Origin of the sequence: Mycobacterium colombiense, from assembly GCF_003284935.1 — a bacterium.
GTDB lineage: Bacteria > Actinomycetota > Actinomycetes > Mycobacteriales > Mycobacteriaceae > Mycobacterium > Mycobacterium arosiense_A.
The window spans coordinates 15,414-33,491 of sequence record NZ_QMEV01000028.1 but is presented as its reverse complement, the minus strand read 5'-3'; the positions used below and the strand labels follow the sequence as shown (position 1 = coordinate 33,491).

Sequence of the window (18,078 nt, the reverse complement as noted above, 5' to 3'; positions counted from 1 at the left end):
CATGGATCGTTATCGCCGCGTTATCCGCGGCCGGACCCCCGCCGCCTGTGCCCGACCATCACAACGAATTGCGCATCACACAAAAGCGGCGTGGCCCCGGTGGACCACGCCGCTTTCGAGCTCCCCGAAGGGATTACAGCAAACCGAGCAGTTGCAGGTCGGTGACGTACTTGACGATCACCGGCGCGCTGACATGCGGGATGTCGTTGTCGGAACCGACCTTCGCTTCTTGCACGGCGGCCCGGAAGCGGTCCGTCGACGCGAAGGCGCCCCGGGCCGGCTCGGCGGGCTGCAGGTTCTTCGGGTCGCGCAGCAGCAACATCAGCATCTGCAGCACCGAGTTCTGCCGCTGCCGTTCCGGCAGGCCGCGCAGGCCGGTCTCGAAGCGCTGCAGCCACTCGCCGAAGTCGTTGACGCGTTCGATGGGGTAGCCCGCTTCGATCAGCCAGTCGACGTACTCGTCGAGGCCGATGCCGTCGTCGTGCGGGTTCATCACGTGGTACGTCTCGAACCCGTCCATCACCTGGGCGCCCAGTTTGGCGATCGCCTCGGCGACGAACTCGACGGGCAGGCCGTCGAAGTGCGCGCTCTGCCGGTTGCCGTCGGCATCGAGCTGATAGAACGACTTGGGCGCGGTGCCGGTGGCCACGACGCTCAGGATCATCCGGGTGAAGATGTCCGCGACGTTGAGCTGACCGGCGTAGCTGGTGTCGGCCAGGATCATGTCGGAGCGGAACACCGAGACCGGCAGGCCGCACAGGTCGTGGGCCTCGCGCAGCAGGACCTCGCCCGCCCACTTGCTGTTGCCGTACCCGTTGGCGTAGCCGCCGTCGATGACGCGGGTGGCGCTGATGACCCGGATGTCGGCATCCTCGGTGAACGCCGCCGGGTCGATCTGGCGGCCCACGTCTGAAGTCGACACGTACGCGTACGGCTTCTTCTTCGTGGTGAGCGCCAACCGGATCAGCTCGGCCGTGCCCCCGACGTTGGGGGTGAACAGTTCGTTGTAGGGCAGGACGCCGTTGACCACGGCCGCGGAGTCGACGATCAGGTCGACGGTGTCGGCCAGCCGCTGCCAGGTCTGTTCGTCCAGGCCCAGGTTGGCCTGGCCCTTGTCGCCGGCGACGACCTCGAGGTGCTCTTCGGCCAATTCCTGGAAGTGCTGCAGCAATTCCGGGTCTCCGCTGTTGAAGGTCTTCTCCAACCGCAGCCACGCGTCCTCGTCGGACTTGGCCCGCACCAGGCAGATCAGCTTGCCGCCCACGACTTCCAGCTGCTCGAGCCATTCCAGCACCAGGTAGCGACCCAGGAAACCGGTCGCCCCGGTCAGCAGGACCGTCCGGACCTCGGCGCTCGGGCCGGGCAGCGTCGGCGCGGTCGACAACGTCGTCGCGTCGATGAACTTGTCGAGGGTGAGGTCGCGGGCGTGGACCTCCTTCGCGTCGGCGCCGTGCACCGCGGCAAAGCCGGGTCCGGCGGCGCCCTCGGTGTCGGCCCCGCTGGTGATCCGCTGGCTCAGGCTGCGGACCGACTGCGAGTCGAACAGGGTGCGCACCGACAGCGCGCCATCGACGGCGGTGTTGATCTCGGCGATCACCCGCATCGCGGACAGCGAGTCCCCGCCCAGCTCGAAGAAGGAGTCCTCGACCGACACCCGTTCCATCCCGAGGACGCGGGCGAAGATGTCGGCGACGATCTCTTCGGTGGGGTCGGACGGCGCGACGTACTCGCCGCCGCGCTTCTGGTACTCCGGTGCGGGCAGAGCGCGCCGGTCCAGCTTGCCGTTGACCGTCAATGGCAGCGCGTCCAGCACCACCACCGCGGCCGGCACCATGTACGCCGGCAGCCGGTCGGCCAGCTGGATGCGGATGCCGACCGGGTCGGCGGTTCCGGTGATGTAGCCGACCAGGCGCTTGTCGCCGGGGCGGTCCTCGCGGGCGATCACCGCGGCCTGCTCGACGCCGTCCAGCGCGGCCAGAGCCGCCTGGACCTCACCGAGCTCGATGCGGTAGCCGCGCAGCTTGACCTGCTCGTCGGCGCGGCCCAGGTACTCGAGCTGACCGTCGCGGCCCCACCGGACCAGGTCGCCGGTGCGGTACATCCGCGAACCCGGACCGCCGAACGGGCAGGCGACGAAGCGTCCCGCCGTAAGGCCGGGCCGGCGCGAATACCCGGTCGCCACACCATGACCGGCGATGTACAGCTCGCCGACGACGCCCTCGGGCGCGGGGCGCAGCCACCGGTCCAGCACGAACAGCGCGGCGCGGGGCACGGGCGAACCGATGGGTGCCGATCCGGTTCCGCTCTTCAGCGGCGCGCTCATGGCCGCGTAGACCGTGGCCTCGGTCGGGCCGTAGGCGTTAATCATCACGCGTCCCGGCGCCCACCGGTCGACGACCTCGACCGGGCAGGCCTCACCGGCCACCACCAGCGCCGTCGACTCCAGGCCCTCCGGCGAGAGCATGCCCACCGCCGACGGGGTCTGGCTCAGCACGGTGACCTGTTCGGAGACCAGCAGCGCGTGCAGCTCGTCGGGCGCGGCCGCGACCGACTCGGGCACCACGACCAGGCGTCCGCCGTGCAGCAGCGCGCCCCAGATCTCGTGCACCGAGACGTCGAACACCAGTGAGTGCCACTGCGCCCACACCCCGCCCTCCGGGAGGTCGGCGTGCAGCGTCTCGACCAGCTGGGCGACGTTGGCGTGCGTGACTGCCACACCCTTCGGGACGCCGGTGGTTCCGGACGTGTAGATGACGTAGGCGATGTTGTCCGACGCCGGTATCGGCAGCGCCGTCGCGGGCTGGGTGGCCAGCGCCGGGTCGTCGACGTCGATCACCGTCGGGCCGCAGCCCGCCACCCGCTCCCGCAGAGCCGCGGTGGTCACCACGGCGACCGGCTCGGCGTCGGTGAGCAGGAATTCGATCCGGGCGGCCGGCAGCGCCGGGTCGATCGGCAGGTAGGCCGCCCCGGTCTTCAGCACCGCGAGGATGGCGACGATCGCGTCGGCGGATCGCGAGAACAGCAGCGCGACCCGCTCGCCCGGGCCGGCGCCCTCTTCGGTCAGCAGGTGCGCCATCCGGTTGGCGGCCTCGTCGAGCTCCCGGTACGTCATCGTGCTGCCATCGAAGGTCAGCGCCGGCGCGTCCGGGGCGCTGGCCACCTGGGCGGCGAACATCGCCGGGATCGACTTCGCGGTCGCCGGCTGGCTCAACACCGCGCGGTTGCCGCGCTCGTCGAGCCAGGCGTGCTCGTGCTCGTCGACGACGTCCAGCGACATGAGCCGTCGGGTCGGGTCGGCCGTCATCTCCGACAGCACCCGCTGGAACCTCTCGGTCAGCTTTTCGATGCCGGCGGCGTCGAACACGTCGGTGTCGAATTCGACGCGCAGGCCCAGTTCCCGGCCCGGCAGCGCCATCACCGACAGCGGGTAGTGGTTGTACTCGCGGTTGGTGACATCGGTGATGGCCAACTCGTGGAAGCCCAACGGCACGCTGGTGTCGATCGGGTAGTTCTCGTACAAGAACAAGGTGTCGAACAGCGCGTCGTGGCCGGTGACGTGGTGGATGTCGCTCAGCGCCAGGTGCTCGTGTTCGAGGGTGTCGTTGTGGTGCTGCTGCAGCTGGTCCAGCACGTCGGCGACGGTGGTCTCCGAGGTGATGCTGGCCCGGACCGGAACGGTGTTGATCAGCAGGCCCACCATGGACTCGGCGCCGACCAGGTCGGCCGGCCGGCCCGACACCGCGGTGCCGAACGCGACGTCATGCTGGCCGGTCAGCCGCATCAGCAACTGTGCCCACGCGGCCTGCAGCACGGTGTTGACGGTGGTGTGGCAGGTGCGGGCCAGCTCGCCCAGGGCGCGCGTGGTCTCCGCGGACAGCCGGTAGGACTCCACGGCCCGCCGGCCGAGCCGCATCCGGCCGGCCGGTCCCACCAGGGTGGGGGTGTCGAACCCGTCGAGCACCTGGCGCCACGCCGCCTGCGCGGCGGCACGGTCCTGGCTGGCCAGCCAGGTCAGGTAGCTGCGGTAGGTCGCCGGCGCGGGCAGCTGGTCGCCGTAGTAGCTGGCGAGGATCTCGCGGAGCAGGATGGGCAGCGACCAGCCGTCCATCACGATGTGGTGGTTGGTCAGCACGAACCGGTACCTGTTGTCCGCGGTCCGGATCAGCGCGGCGCGGAACGCCGGCCGGTTGGCCAGATCGCTCACCGCGGCGCGTTCGGCGGCGCACAGCTCGTCGACCCGTTGCTCGGGGTCCAGGTCCTCGGCGCCCAGCTGGATGTACCGCCACGCCATGACCGGGTCGGCCGGGATGACCTGGACGGGCTCGCCGAACTGCGGGCAGAACCGGGCCGCCAGGTTGGGGTGGCGGTTGACCACGGTGTGCACGGCGTCGTGCAGGCGGTGCGAGTCCAGCTCGCCGGTCACGGTGATGCCGAGCTGCACCGCGTAGACGTCATCACCGGGGTCCTGCGCGAAGCTGGCGTGGAACAGCAGCCCCTGCTGCAGCGGGGTCAGCGGCAGGATGTCGGCGACCTGGTGCTGCTTGCTCAGCTCGTCGATCTGGCGCTGGTTCAGCCGCGCGGGCGCGATGTCGGACGGGGTCAACCCGCCGCCACCGCCCTGCACGTGGGCGCAGATGCCGGTCAGGGCCTCGAACCACAGCTGGCTGAGCCGGCTGATCTGCTCGCGGTCCATCGCCGAGGCCGCCCACGTCCAGTTGGCGTGCAGGTGCGGGCCTTCCTCGGTGTCCATGGTGCCGGCGTTGAGGTCGACGGTGTGCATCAGCGGCATCGCGACGGCCGCGGCGGCGCCGCTCAGCGACAGGCTGTCGGGGCTGAGCCGCCACAACTCGCCGGGCAGGTCGGCGGCCGCGCCCAGCCGTCCCAGGTAGTTGAACCCGATCACCGGGTCGGATCCGCCCAGGTCGATGTCGGGGTTCAGGTAGCGCAGCAGGCCGTAGGTCAGCCCGTCGGGCAGGGCGCGCAGCTGCTCCTTGGTGGCCTTGACCGCCGCGCCCAGCGCGTCGTCGCCGGCCACCACCTTCGCCCAGTCCAGGCCGTCGACCGTCAGCGACACCGGGTACTTGGTGGTGAACCAGCCCACGGTGCGCGACAGGTCGACGCGCGGGCCCAGCTCTTCCTGCCGGCCGTGGCCCTCGACGTCGATGCCGATCGGCGTGCTGTCGCCGAGGAACTGCGTCCAGGCCATCCCGAACGCGATCAACAGGATGTCCTGCACCCCGGCGTGGAACGCCGCGGGCACCTCACCCAGCAGCAGGCGGGTCGTTTCGACGTCCAGCGACACCGACAGCTGCTCGGCCGTCTGGTAGGTGTCCTCCTCGGGGCGCACCGCCGGCAGCACGGCCGGGGTGGCGACGACCTCGCGCCAGACGTCGGCCTGCGCGACGACCTCGGGGCTGAGTGCGTGCTCGGCGAGCAGCGAGGACCAGCGGGCGAACGAGGTCCCGCCGGCGGGCAGCGCCACCGGCTGGCCGCTGTGGTGCTGCGCCCAGGCGATGTTCAGGTCCTCGATCAGCGTCCGCCACGACACGCCGTCGACGGCCACGTGGTGGATGATCAGCGCCAACTGGCTTGTCTTGCTTGCCCAGACGGCGCTCACCATGATTCCCGCGCCCGGGTTCAGCCGGGACCGGGCCGCCACCAGGGTGGCGTCGGACAGTTCGTCGACCGACTGCAGGCAGTCGGCGGCCTGCACGGTGCCCGGTTCGGGCGCCTGCAGCGACCAGCCGCCCTCGCCGTCGTCCTCGACGCGCAGCCGCAGCATCGGGTGCCGGTCCAGCAGGGCCTGCAGCACGACGACGACGTCGTCGGAGGTGACGCCCGCGGGCGCGGCCAGCACCATGGTCTGGTTGAAGTCGTCGATCGGACCTTCGACGGTTTGCAGCCAGTGCATGATCGGGGTGGCCAGCACCGGCCCGATCCCCTCGTCGACCACGTCGTCCTCGTCGGCGCCGTCGGTGGCCACGCGGGCCAGCCGGGCGACGGTCTGCTCGACGAACACGTCGCGCGGGCGGCACATCACGCCGGCCGCCCGGGCCCGGGCCACCACCTGCATCGACAGGATGCTGTCCCCGCCGAGGTCGAAGAAGGAGTCGTCCACGCCGACCCGCTCCACACCCAGCACCTGGGCATAGATGCCGGCCAGGATCTCCTCGGTGTGGTTGCTCGGGGCGCGGTACTGGCCGCCGCGCTTGTGGTACTCGGGGGCGGGCAGGGCGCGCTTGTCCAGCTTGCCGTTGACCGTCAGGGGCAGGCTTTCCAGCACGACGACCGCGGCCGGCACCATGTAGGCCGGCAGCCGCTGGCCCAGCTGGGTGCGCAGCTCGGTCGGGTCGGCGGTCCCAGTGATGTAGCCGACCAGGCGCTTGTCGCCGGGGCGGTCCTCGCGGGCGATCACCGCCGCCTGCTCGACGCCGTCCAGCGCGGCCAGGGCCGACTGGATTTCGCCGAGTTCGATGCGGTAGCCGCGGATCTTGACCTGCTCGTCGGCGCGGCCCAGGTACTGCAGCTGGCCGTCGGCGCCCCAGCGGACCAGGTCACCGGTGCGGTACATGCGCGAGCCCGGCCCGCCGAAGGGGCAGGCGACGAAGCGCGAGGCCGTCAATCCGGACCGGCGGGCATAGCCGGTGGCGACGCCGCGCCCGGCCACGTACAACTCACCGACCACGCCTTCCGGCGCGGGCCGCAGCCACTTGTCCAGCACGAACAGCGCCGCCCCGGGAACCGGGGAGCCGATCGGCGGTGCCCCGGAGTCGCCCGCGAGCGGCGTGCTCATCGCGGCGTACACGGTGGCCTCGGTCGGGCCGTAGGCGTTGATCATGACGCGTCCCGGCGCCCAGCGGTCGACCACCTCGGCCGGGCAGGCCTCACCGGCCACCACCAGCGCCGTCGACTCCAGGCCCTCCGGCGAGAGCATGCCCACCGCCGACGGCGTCTGGCTCAGGACGTTGACCTTCTCGGCGACGAGCAGCGCGTGCAGCTCATCGGGCGAGCCGGCGACCGACTCGGGCACCACCACCAGGCGTCCGCCGTGCAGCAGCGCACCCCAGATCTCCCAGACGGAGACGTCGAAGACGAGCGAGTGCCACTGCGACCAGACCTTCCCTGGTCCGGTCGGCAGGTCGGCGTGCAGCGTCCGCAGGAACTCGGTCACGTTGCGGTGCGTGACGGCGACGCCCTTGGGGGTTCCCGTCGTGCCCGAGGTGTAGATCATGTACGCGATGTCGTCGGGCGCCGGGCCCGGCAGCTCGCTGCTGGGCTGGTCGTCGGCCGCGGCTTCGTCGACGTCGACGACGGGCAGGTCGAACCCGTCCAGCCGGCTGCGCACGCTGGCCGTCGTCACCACCGCGATCGGCGTGGCGTCGCCGAGCATGAACTCCATGCGCGCCGACGGCAACGCCGGGTCGATCGGCAGGTAGGCGGCCCCGGTCTTGAGCACCGCGAGAATGGAGATGATCGCTTCGGCGGAACGGGAGAACAGCAGCGCGACGCACTCACCCGGGCGCGCGCCCTGCTCGGCCAGCAGGTGCGCCAGCCGGTTCGCGGCCTCATCGAGCTCGCGGTAGGTCAACGAGCGCTCACCGAAGGTCAGCGCCACGGCCTGGGGGTCGCGCGCCACCTGGGTCGCGAACACCTCGGGAATCGACGCCGGAGATTTGACCGGCTTCGTCAAGACCGCGCGGTTACCCCACTCATCGAGTCGGTCGTGCTCTCCGCCATCCAGCAGATCGATCGACAACAATCGCCGTCCCGCACCGACGGTCATGACTGCTCCTCCAAGTCCACGGTCATGGCTTCCAGCACCCGCCGAAATCGCTCAACAAGCTTTTCGATCCTCGCCTCGCCAAACACGTCTGTATCGAACTCGACGCGAAGACCTATTTCGTGGCCTGGCACGGCTTGCACCGAAAGCGGGTAGTGGTTGTATTCCCGATTCGTGAATCCACTAATAGTTAACTCGTCCACGGCCGATAGCGCGGCAGTATCGATGGGATAGTTCTCATACACGAACATTGTGTCGAAAATTTGGTCGTGTCCCGTTACACGATGGATTTCATTCAGTGCTAAATGCTGGTGGTCCAAGGTGTTGGTGTAGGCGCGTTGTAGCTGGTCAAGTAGGTCGGCGATGGTGGTGTCGGCGCCGATGGTGGCCCGCACCGGCACGGTGTTGATCAAAAGGCCCACCATCGCGTCGGAGCCGGCCAATTCCGGCCGACGGCCCGAAACCGCTGTGCCGAACACCACATCGTGCTGTCCCGTGAGCCACATCAGCAGCTGCGCCCACGCCGCCTGCAGCACCGTGCTGACCGTCGTACGGCACGAGCGGGCCAATTCGCCCAGCAGTCGACTGGTCTCCGCGGACACTCCGAACTCGGCGACGCCGCGCGGTCCGAGCCCCGTGCGGCCCGACGGCCCGACCAGCGTCGGGGTCTCGAAACCCTCGAGCACCTCGCGCCACGCCGCCTGTGCGGCGGCCCGATCCTGCTCCGACAGCCAGGTGATGAAGCTGCGATACGGCACCGGCGCCGGTAGCCGCACGCCGAAATAGCTGGCAAAGATCTCTTGCAGCAGGAGCGGCTTCGACCAGCCGTCGAGCACGATGTGGTGGTTGGTGAGCACGAATCGGTAGGTGTTCTCCGCGGTGCGGATCAGGGCGCCCCGGAACGGCGGCTGCCCGGCCAGGTCGCAGACGGCGACGCGTTCGGCCGTGGACAACCGCTCCACCTGCTCGTCGATGTCGCCGCCGGCGTCCAGCTCGACGTATTGCCAGGCCAGCTCCGGGTCGGCCGAGAGGACCTGCACCGGCTCCCCGAAGTCCTCCGAGAAGCTGGCCACCACGTTGGGATGGCGGGTGATGACGGTGTGCACCGCCTGGCGTAGCCGTTCCGGGTCGATGGCGCCGGCGACCGAGATGTCGAGCTGCACCGCGTAGAGGTCTTCGGATTCTTCGCCGCCCTGGGCGGTGCCGGTGTGGAACAGCAGCCCCTGCTGCAGCGGTGTCAGTGGCAACACGTCGGCGATCCGGTACCGCTGCTGCAGTTCGTCGAGGTCGCGCTGGCTCAGCCGGGCGGGCGCGATGTCGGACGGGGTCAGCCCGCCGCCACCGTTGCGCACGTGCGCGCAGATGCCGGCGAGGGCGTCGAACCACAGCTCGCTGAGCCGGCTGATCTGCTTCTCGTCCAGCGCCGAGAGGGCCCACGTCCAGTTGGCCTGTAGGTGCGGGCCGTCCGCGGTGTCCATGGTGCCGGCGTTGAGCTCCACCGTGTGCGGCAACGGCAGCGCGACCGCGCCCGCCGCGCCGGCCAGCGCGAAGCTGTCCGGGTCCAGCTGCCACAGATCGGCGGACAGTTCGGCGGCCCCGCCGCCGAGCCGACCCAGGTAGTTGAACCCGATGACCGGATCCGGATCATCCAGTCCCGCTTCGGGATTCAGGTAGCGCAGCAGTCCGTAGGTCAAGCCGTCCGGCAGGGCGCGCAGTTGTTCCTTGGCGTCCTTGACCAGCCCGCCCAGCGCCGCGTCGCCGCCGACCACCTGGCCCCAGGACAGTCCCCCGACCCGCAACGACACCGGGTACTTCGCGGTGAACCAGCCGACGGTGCGGGACAGGTCCACCTGCGGGCCCAGCTCCTCGTTGCGTCCGTGGCCTTCCACGTCGATGGCGATCGGCGCGCCTGTGCCCACGAACTGGGTCCAGGCCAGACCGAACGCGATCAACAGAATGTCTTGCACGCCCGCGTGGAACGCCGCGGGCACCTCGCCCAGCAGCAGCCGCGTCGTCTCGACGTCCAGCGACGCCGAGAACTGCCCGGCCGTCACGTAGGTGTCCTCGGGCTGGGCCTGCGGCAACACCGCCGGGACGGCGGCCACCTGCCGCCACTCCTCCAGCCGTTCGACCACCTCGGGGCGCCGCGCGTAGTCATCCAGCAGTGACGACCACCGTGCGAACGAGGTGCCGCCCACCGGCAGCGCCACCGGCTGCCCGCTGTGGTGCTGCGCCCAGGCGATGTTGAGGTCCTCGATCAGGGTCCGCCAGGACACGCCGTCCACGGCCAGGTGGTGGATGATCAACGCCAATTGGTTTGTCGCACTTGCCCATACGGCACGCAGCAGCACGCCGTCGGCCAGATTCAGCCGCGTCCGGGCGTCGACCAGCACCGCTTCGGAGAGCACGTCCACCGACTCGACGCAGTCGCCGGCCTGGATCGAACCCGCCTCGGGCACCTCGAGCGACCAGCCGCCGACGCCGTCGTCCTCGACGCGCAGCCGCAGCATCGCGTGCCGATCGAGCAGCGCCTGCACCACCACCGGCACGTCGTCGGCGGTGACCTCCGCGGGCGCCGCGAGCACCATGGTCTGGTTGAACTGCTCGACGGGGCCGTCCATGGCCTGCAGCCACCGCATGATCGGGGTGGCCACCACCGGCCCGAGCCCCTCGTCGATCACGTCGTCGTCGCCGCTGGCCACCGTGGCGACGCGCGCCAGCTTGGCGACCGTCTGCTCGACGAAGACGTCGCGCGGGCGGCACACCACCCCGGCCGCGCGGGCGCGGGCCACCACCTGCATCGACAGGATGCTGTCGCCGCCGAGGTCGAAGAAGGAGTCGTCGACGCCGACGCGTTCCACACCCAGCACCTGGGCGTAGATGCCGGCCAGGATCTCCTCGATGGCGCTCACCGGCGCGCGGTAGCGGTCGGCGTCCTGATACTCCGGCGCCGGCAGCGCGCGGGTGTCCAGCTTGCCGTTGACCGTCAGCGGCAGCGCCTCGAGCACCACCACGGCCGAGGGCACCATGTAGCTCGGCAACCGCTCGCCGAGCTGGGCGCGAACCTCGGCCGGGTCGGCCGTCCCGGTCACGTAGCCCACCAGCCGCTTGTCGCCGGGGCGGTCCTCACGGGCGATCACCGCCGCGTGCTCGACCCCGGACAGCGAGGCGAGGGCGGCCTGGATTTCGCCGAGTTCGATGCGGTAGCCGCGGATCTTGACCTGCTCGTCGGCTCGGCCCATGTACACCAGCTGCCCGTCGGCACCCCAGCGCACCAAGTCACCCGTGCGATACATCCGCCCGCCGGGCGCCCCATACGGACACGCCACGAACCGCGTGGCAGACAGGCCCGGGCGGCCGACATAGCCGGTGGCCAAGCCGCCGCCGGCGACGTAGAGCTCACCGACCACGCCCACGGGAACCTGCCGCAACCAGCCGTCGAGCACGAAGAAGGCGAGGTTGGCCAGCGGCACCCCGATGGGGCTGACGTTGCTGTCGACATCCCCGTCGACGATCTCCCGAAACGACGCGTGCACCGTGGTCTCGGTGATGCCATACATATTGATCATCCGCGGCAGACCCGGATGGCGATGCAGCCATGTCGACAACCGATGCGGCTCCAGCGCCTCACCACCGAAGACCACCGTCTGCAACTTCAACTGCTCACCCAACTCCGGCGCCAACGCATCAGCACTCTGCAACGCATAAAACGCCGACGGGGTCTGGCTCAACACACTGACCTGCTCACGCACCAACAACGCATGCAAATCTTCGGCCGAGCGCACCACCGCATCCGGCACGATCACCAAACGCCCGCCATACAGCAACGACCCAAAGACCTCCCACACCGAGAAGTCAAACGCCAGCGAATGACACTGCGTCCACACCTGGCCCAACCCGAGCTGAGCATCCAGTGTCTCAAGCAACAACGTCACGTTGTGGTGTGGAATCGCCACGCCCTTGGGGGTTCCGGTGGTTCCCGAGGTGTAGATGATGTAGGCGATATTCTCCGGGGCCGGCACCGGCAGCTCGGTGCTGGGCTGGGTGCGCACGGCGGGGTCGTCGATGTCGACGATCACCCCGTCGAAGCCGTCCAGTTGTGGCCGCACCTCGGCGGTGGTCACCGCCGCGACCGGCGCGGCATCACCGAGCACGAACTCCAACCGCGCCGCCGGCACGCTCGGGTCGATCGGCACATACGCCGCACCCGTCTTGAGCACCGCGAAGATCGCCATCACCGCTTCGGCCGACCGCGGGATCACCACCGCAACCCGCTCACCCGGCCCCGCGCCACGCTCGGAAAGCAAGTGCGCCAACCGGTTTGCCGACTCTTCGACCTCGCGGTAGGTGAACGACCGCTCGCCGCAGGTGATCGCCACGGCGTCGGCGGCGCGGGCCACCTGCGCGGCGAACAACGCCGGAATGGACGCCTGTGCGCGCCGGCGCTGCGCCAGCATCGCCCGGTTGCCCCAGGCGTCGAGCCGCTCGTGCTCGGCGGCGTCGAGCAGGTCGATCGACGACAGGCGTTGCGCGGGATCGGCGGCCATCGAGGCCATCACCTGACGTAACCGTTCGATCAGCGTCTCGACGCCGGACGCATCGAACACCTCGGTGTCGTATTCGACGCGCAGGCTCAGCTCGTGGCCCGGGGTGGCCACCACCGATAGCGGGTAGTGGTTGAACTCGCGGCTGCTGAACTCGGTGACGGCCAGCTCGTTGACACCCAGCAGCGCCCCGGCATCGATCGGGTAGTTCTCGTAGAGGAACAGCGTGTCGAACAGTTGGTCGTGCCCGGTGACGCGGTGAATCTCGTTGAGCGCCAAGTGTTCATGCTCGAGAGTCTCGGCGTGGACGCGCTGCAGCTGCTCCAGCAGATCGGCGACGGTGGTCGCGGCGGCGATGTTGGCCCGCACCGGCACGGTGTTGATCAACAGGCCGACCATGGCGTCCGCGCCGGCCAGCTCGGTGGGCCGGCCCGAGACCGCGGTGCCGAAGGCCACGTCGTGCTGGCCGGTCAGCCAGGTCAACAGTTGCGCCCAGGCGCCCTGCAGCACGGTGCTGACGGTGGTGCGGCTGGAGCGGGCCAGTTCGGTCAGCGCGCGGGTGGTGTCCGCCGAAATCGTATAAGTGGCAACGGCGCGCCGGCCGATCTTGCCGGGCGGCGCCACCAGCGTGGGCGCTTCGAATCCGGCGAGCGCCTCGCCCCAGGCCGCTTGGGCGCCGGGACGATCCTGGGCGGCCAGCCACATCAGGTAGCTGCGGTACGACGGCGGCGCGGGCAGCCGCTCGCCGTAGTAGCCCGCGAACACTTCGCGCATCAGGACCGGCAGTGACCAGCCGTCGATGACGATGTGGTGGATGGTCAGCACGAACCGGTGCCGGTCGGGTGCGATGCGGATCAACGCCGCCCGGAACGGCGATTCGCCGGTCAGGTCGCAGACGGCGGTGCGTTCGGCGGCGGCCAGCGCCTCGACCTGTTCGTCCCGCGGGGCCGAGCCTCCGCCGTCCAGCTCGACGTAGTTCCATGCCATCACCGGCTTGGCCGGGATGATCTGCACCGGCTCACCGAATTCGTCGATGAAGCGGGCCGCCAGGTTGGGGTGGCGGTTGACGACGGTCTGCACCGCCTCCCGAAGTCGTTGCGCGTCAAGGGAACCGCTCACGGTGATGCCGAGCTGCACCGCGTAGAGGTCCTCCAGTTCCTGCGCGAAGCTGGTGTGGAAGAGCAACCCCTGCTGAACGGGGCTGAGCGGCAGCACGTCGGCGATCTGGTGCTGACGGCAGAGCTCGTCGATCTGCTGCTGGTCCAGGCGGGCGGGGGCGATGTCGGACGGGGTCAACCCGCCACCACCATTGCGCACGTGCTCGCAGATGCCGGTCAGCGCGTCGAACCACAACTGGCTCAACCGGTTCACCTGCTCGTCGGTCAGCGCCGACGGCGCCCACCGCCAGTTGGCGTGCAGGTGCGGGCCGGCCTCGGTGTCCATGGTGCCGGCGTTGAGTTCTACGGTGTGCGCCAACGGCATTGCCACCGCGGTGGCCACGGCCGCCGACGACAGGCTGTCCTCGCTGACGCGCCACAGGTCCTCGGAAAGGTCGGCCCCCGCGGCCAAGCGGCCCAGGTAGTTGAACCCGATCACCGGGTCTGCGCCCTGCAGGTCGACGTCGTCGTTCAGGTAGCGCAGCAGTCCGTAGGTCAGGCCATCGGGCAGGGCGCGCAGTTGCTCCTTGGCGTCCTTGATCACCGCACCCAGCGCGGCCGCACCGGCGGCCACCTGCGACCAGCTCAGCGTGCCGTTGATCTGTAGGGCCGCAGGGTATTTGGTGGTGAACCAGCCCACCGTGCGGGACAGGTCCACGCGCGACGCCACCTCTTCATGGCGTCCGTGTCCTTCGATGTCGATACCGATCGGCGCGGCCTCACCCAGGAATTCGGTGAACGCGAGCGCGAAGGCGATCAACAGAATGTCTTGCACCCCAGCGTGGAACGCCGCGGGCACCTCGCCCAACAGCAGCCGGGTGGTGTCGGCGTCCAGCGACGCCGTCAACTGCCCGGCCGTCGCGTAGGTGTCGCCGGGCTGCACGGCCGGCAATGCCGCCGGCGTGGCGGCCACCTGCCGCCACGCGTCGGCCTGCCCGGCCACCGCCGGGCTCTGCGCGTAGTCGGCCAGCAGCGAAGACCAACGGGCAAACGACGTTCCGAGCACCGGCAGTTCCACCGGTTGGCCGTTGTGATGCTGGGCCCACGCGATGTTGAGGTCTTCGATCAGGGTCCGCCACGACACGCCGTCGACGGCAAGGTGGTGGATGACCAACGCCAATTGGCTTGTGCCGCTTGCCCATACCGCGCTCATCAGCGCGCCGTCGGCGACGTTCAGCCGGCCGCGGGCCTCGATCAGCGCCGCGTCGGACAGCGCGTCGACCGCACGCAGGCAGTCGCGAGCCTGTACCGAACCCGCCTCGGGCGCCTCGAGGGACCAGCCGCCGGCGCCGTCGTCCTGCACCCGCAGCCGCAACATGGGGTGGCGGTCCAGCAGCGCCTGCAGCACCGCCGTCACGTCGTCTTCGGTCACGCCCGCCGGAGCCGCCAGCACCATGGTCTGGTTGAACTCGTCGATCGGCCCGTCGATGGTCTGCAGCCAGCGCATGATCGGGGTGGCCACCACCGGCCCGATCCCCTCGTCGGCCGCGCCGAGCTCGCCGTCGCCGGCGACCTCGGACACCCGCGCCAGGCGGGCCACCGTCTGCTCCACGAAGATGTCGCGCGGTCGGCAGATCACGCCGGCCGCGCGGGCCCGCGACACCACCTGCATCGACAGGATGCTGTCCCCGCCGAGGTCGAAGAAGGAGTCGTCGACGCCGACGCGTTCCACGCCCAGCACCTGGGCGTAGATGTCGGCCAGGATCTCCTCGATGGCGTCGGCCGGGGCTCGATACTCGCTCGCGGCGTACTCGGGCGAGGGCAGGGCGCGCTTGTCGAGCTTGCCGTTGCCGGTCAGCGGCAGTGTGTCCAGCACCATGATGGCGGTCGGGACCATGTAGGGCGGCAGCTTGTCGGCCAGCTGGGCGCGCAGCGACGCCGGGTCGGCGGTGCCGGTGATGTAACCGACCAGCCGCTTGTCGCCGGGGCGGTCCTCGCGGGCGATCACCGCGGCCTGGTCCACGCCGTCGAGGCCGGCCAGCACGGCCTGGATCTCACCGAGTTCGATGCGGTAGCCGCGGATCTTGACCTGCTCGTCGGCGCGGCCGAGGTACTGTAGCTGCCCATCCGGGCCCCAGCACACCAGGTCGCCGGTGCGGTACATCCGCGCGCCCGGGCCGCCAAAGGGATTGGCTACGAACCGCGATGCGGTGAGCCCGGCCCGGCGCACATAGCCGTGTCCGACGCCGCGACCGGCCAGGTACAGTTCGCCGACCACGCCGGCGGGCACCGGCTGCAGCCATTTGTCGAGCACGAACATCGCCGCGCCGGCGATCGGGGAACCGATCGGCACCACCAGGGAGCCGGGCGTCAGCGGCGTGCTGATCGACGCGCACACCGTGGTCTCGGTCGGGCCATAGGCATCGAGCATCACCCGGCCGGGCGCCGCCCACCGATCGACCACGTCGGTCGGGCAGGCCTCGCCGGCCACCACCAACGCCGTGGACTCCAGGTCGTCGGCCGGCAGCATCGCCACGGCCGACGGGGTCTGGGTCAGCACGCTGACCTTCTCCGCGACCAGCAGCGCGTGCAGATCCTGCGGGGAGGACGCCACCGATTCGGGCACGATCAGCAGCCGCCTGCCACGCAGCAGCGCGCCGAAGATCTCCCACACCGAGAAGTCGAAGGCCGCCGAGTGGCATTGGGTCCACACGTTGCCCTTGGGCAGGCCGGCGTCGAGCGACTCGATCAGCCACGTGACGTTGAGATGAGGAATCGCAACGCCTTTGGGGGTCCCGGTGGTTCCCGACGTGTAGATGATGTACGCGGTGTTCTCCGGCGCCGGCAGCGGCAGCGCGGTGGTGGGCTGGCTGTCGACGGCCGGGTCGTGCACGTCGACGACGAGGACGTCGTGGTCGTCGAGCCGCGAGCGCAGGTCCGCCGTGGTGATCACCGCGCGGGGTCCCGCGTCGGCGAGCACGAAATCCATCCGGGACGACGCGTGCGCCGGGTCGATCGGCACGTACGCCGCCCCGGTCTTGAGCACCCCCAGCATCGAGACGATGGCGTCGGCGCAGCGGGGGAACATCACCGCCACGCAGTCCCCCGGTCCGATGCCATGACCGGCGAGCAGATGGCCCAACCGGGTCGAGGCCTCGTCGAGTTCCGCGAAGGTCAGGGCGCGGTCACCGAAGGTCACCGCCACCGCGTCGGGCGCGTTCTGCACGTGCTCGGCGAAAGCCTGGGGAATCGAAATGGGATCGGGCACGGGCTCGTGCAGCGCCGGCCGGTTACTCCACTGGTCGATGAGGGCGGGCTCGTCGGGGGTCAGCAGATCGATCGACGACAGTGGCCGGTCCGGGTCGGCGGTCATCTCCTCGAGGATCTGCTGCAGCCGGCCCGCCAGGTCGGCGACGCCGAAGCTCGCGAACGGCTGGCCCGGGCCGGCGGTGCTGAGGAACAACTGGTCGCCGGCGCCGAGGAAGAAGAGCCCGAAGTGCCCGACCGGGCCGTGGTTGGTGTACGACGCGGTCGCCGGGGAACCGGCGAGGTCCAGCGTCAGCCGGGACGGGATGAAGTTGATGCCAACCCGGTTCGGCGCTTGCCGCAGCCCGTCGCCCTCCAGGGTGTGGACGGGGAAGCGCTGATGCTGCAGGAGCTCGCGGATCCGCTTGTCGACGTGCTTGCAGAAGTCGGCGACGCTCGACTGCGGCTCGGTCGTCAGGACCAGCGGCACCACGCCGGCGAGCATCGCGGGCAGCGTCTTCGATTCGGGACGCACCCGCCGGCTGACCGGAAAGTCGAGCGCCACCTCCGAACCGCTGCCGGACCACCCACGTACCAGCAGGGCGCAGGCGGCGGTGGTCACCGAAAACCGGCGGATGGCCAGCTTCTTCGACAACTCTTTGATCCGGTTGGCGACCGCGGGGGCCAGCTGCACCGACGCCGACGGCGAGTAGTGGTCTTGCTCCCCCGCGGCGGTGGGCAGCCGGTCGACGGGCCCGCTCTCCGGCGGCAGGTGCTCGCTCCAGTAGGCCTTGTCTTCGGCGTAGTCGTCGGAGGCTTCGTAGCCCGACTCGAGGTCGACCAGGTCTTGGACCGACCCGAAGTAGGCGTCGGGGATTGGCTTCCCGGCCACCATTGCCGAATAAATGGTTGCCACCCGGCGGCACACGAGGGCCATGCCCAGACCGTCGATGGCTATGTGGTGGCAGCAACCAAACAAATAGAATTCCTCGTGCCCTGTTTGAAAGAGCACGAATTTGAACAGCTGACCGTTCAGCGCCATTGGCGTGCGCTGGATCGAGGAAGCCTTTTCGCGGGCTTCCTGTACCGGGTCGGGCGCTCCCCTCAGGTCGTCGAGCGTCAGCTCCACGTGCGGGTAGTCGACCGGTTTCTGCACCACCTGGCCGTCGACCTCGAAGAAGGAGACCCGGCCGGGCTCGGCCTCGGCGACCGCTTGGGTGATTGACTTTTCGAGGGCATCGTGGTGCACGACGCCGTCGATCTTGACCAGGAGACCGAGCTGCCACTGCGTGCCGGCGAATCCGGCTTCTTGGGACAGCCAGATGTCAAGCTGACCGCGCGTTAGCGGAAGTGCACGATCTTCCCGCTCCATCGACTCCCCCAAGTCTCCGCCACCCGCCCCATACCCCGA

At 69.9% G+C, this 18,078-nt stretch carries 2 protein-coding genes; both read right to left on the bottom strand.

Translation table 11 applies throughout. From position 1 onward, the window contains the following. Positions 1-133: 133 nt before the first annotated feature. A complete protein-coding gene (locus DQP57_RS14435; RefSeq protein ID WP_112633592.1) occupies positions 134-7,783 on the bottom strand; it encodes a non-ribosomal peptide synthetase in 7,650 nt (2,549 codons plus the stop codon). Next, positions 7,780-18,039 carry a non-ribosomal peptide synthetase gene (locus DQP57_RS14430; protein WP_112633591.1) on the bottom strand — a complete coding sequence of 3,420 codons (10,260 nt, stop codon included), beginning with the start codon at positions 18,037-18,039 and terminating at the stop codon, positions 7,780-7,782. Before DQP57_RS14430 ends, DQP57_RS14435 begins: the two co-directional genes overlap by 4 nt. Between the last annotated feature and the right edge of the window lie 39 nt (positions 18,040-18,078).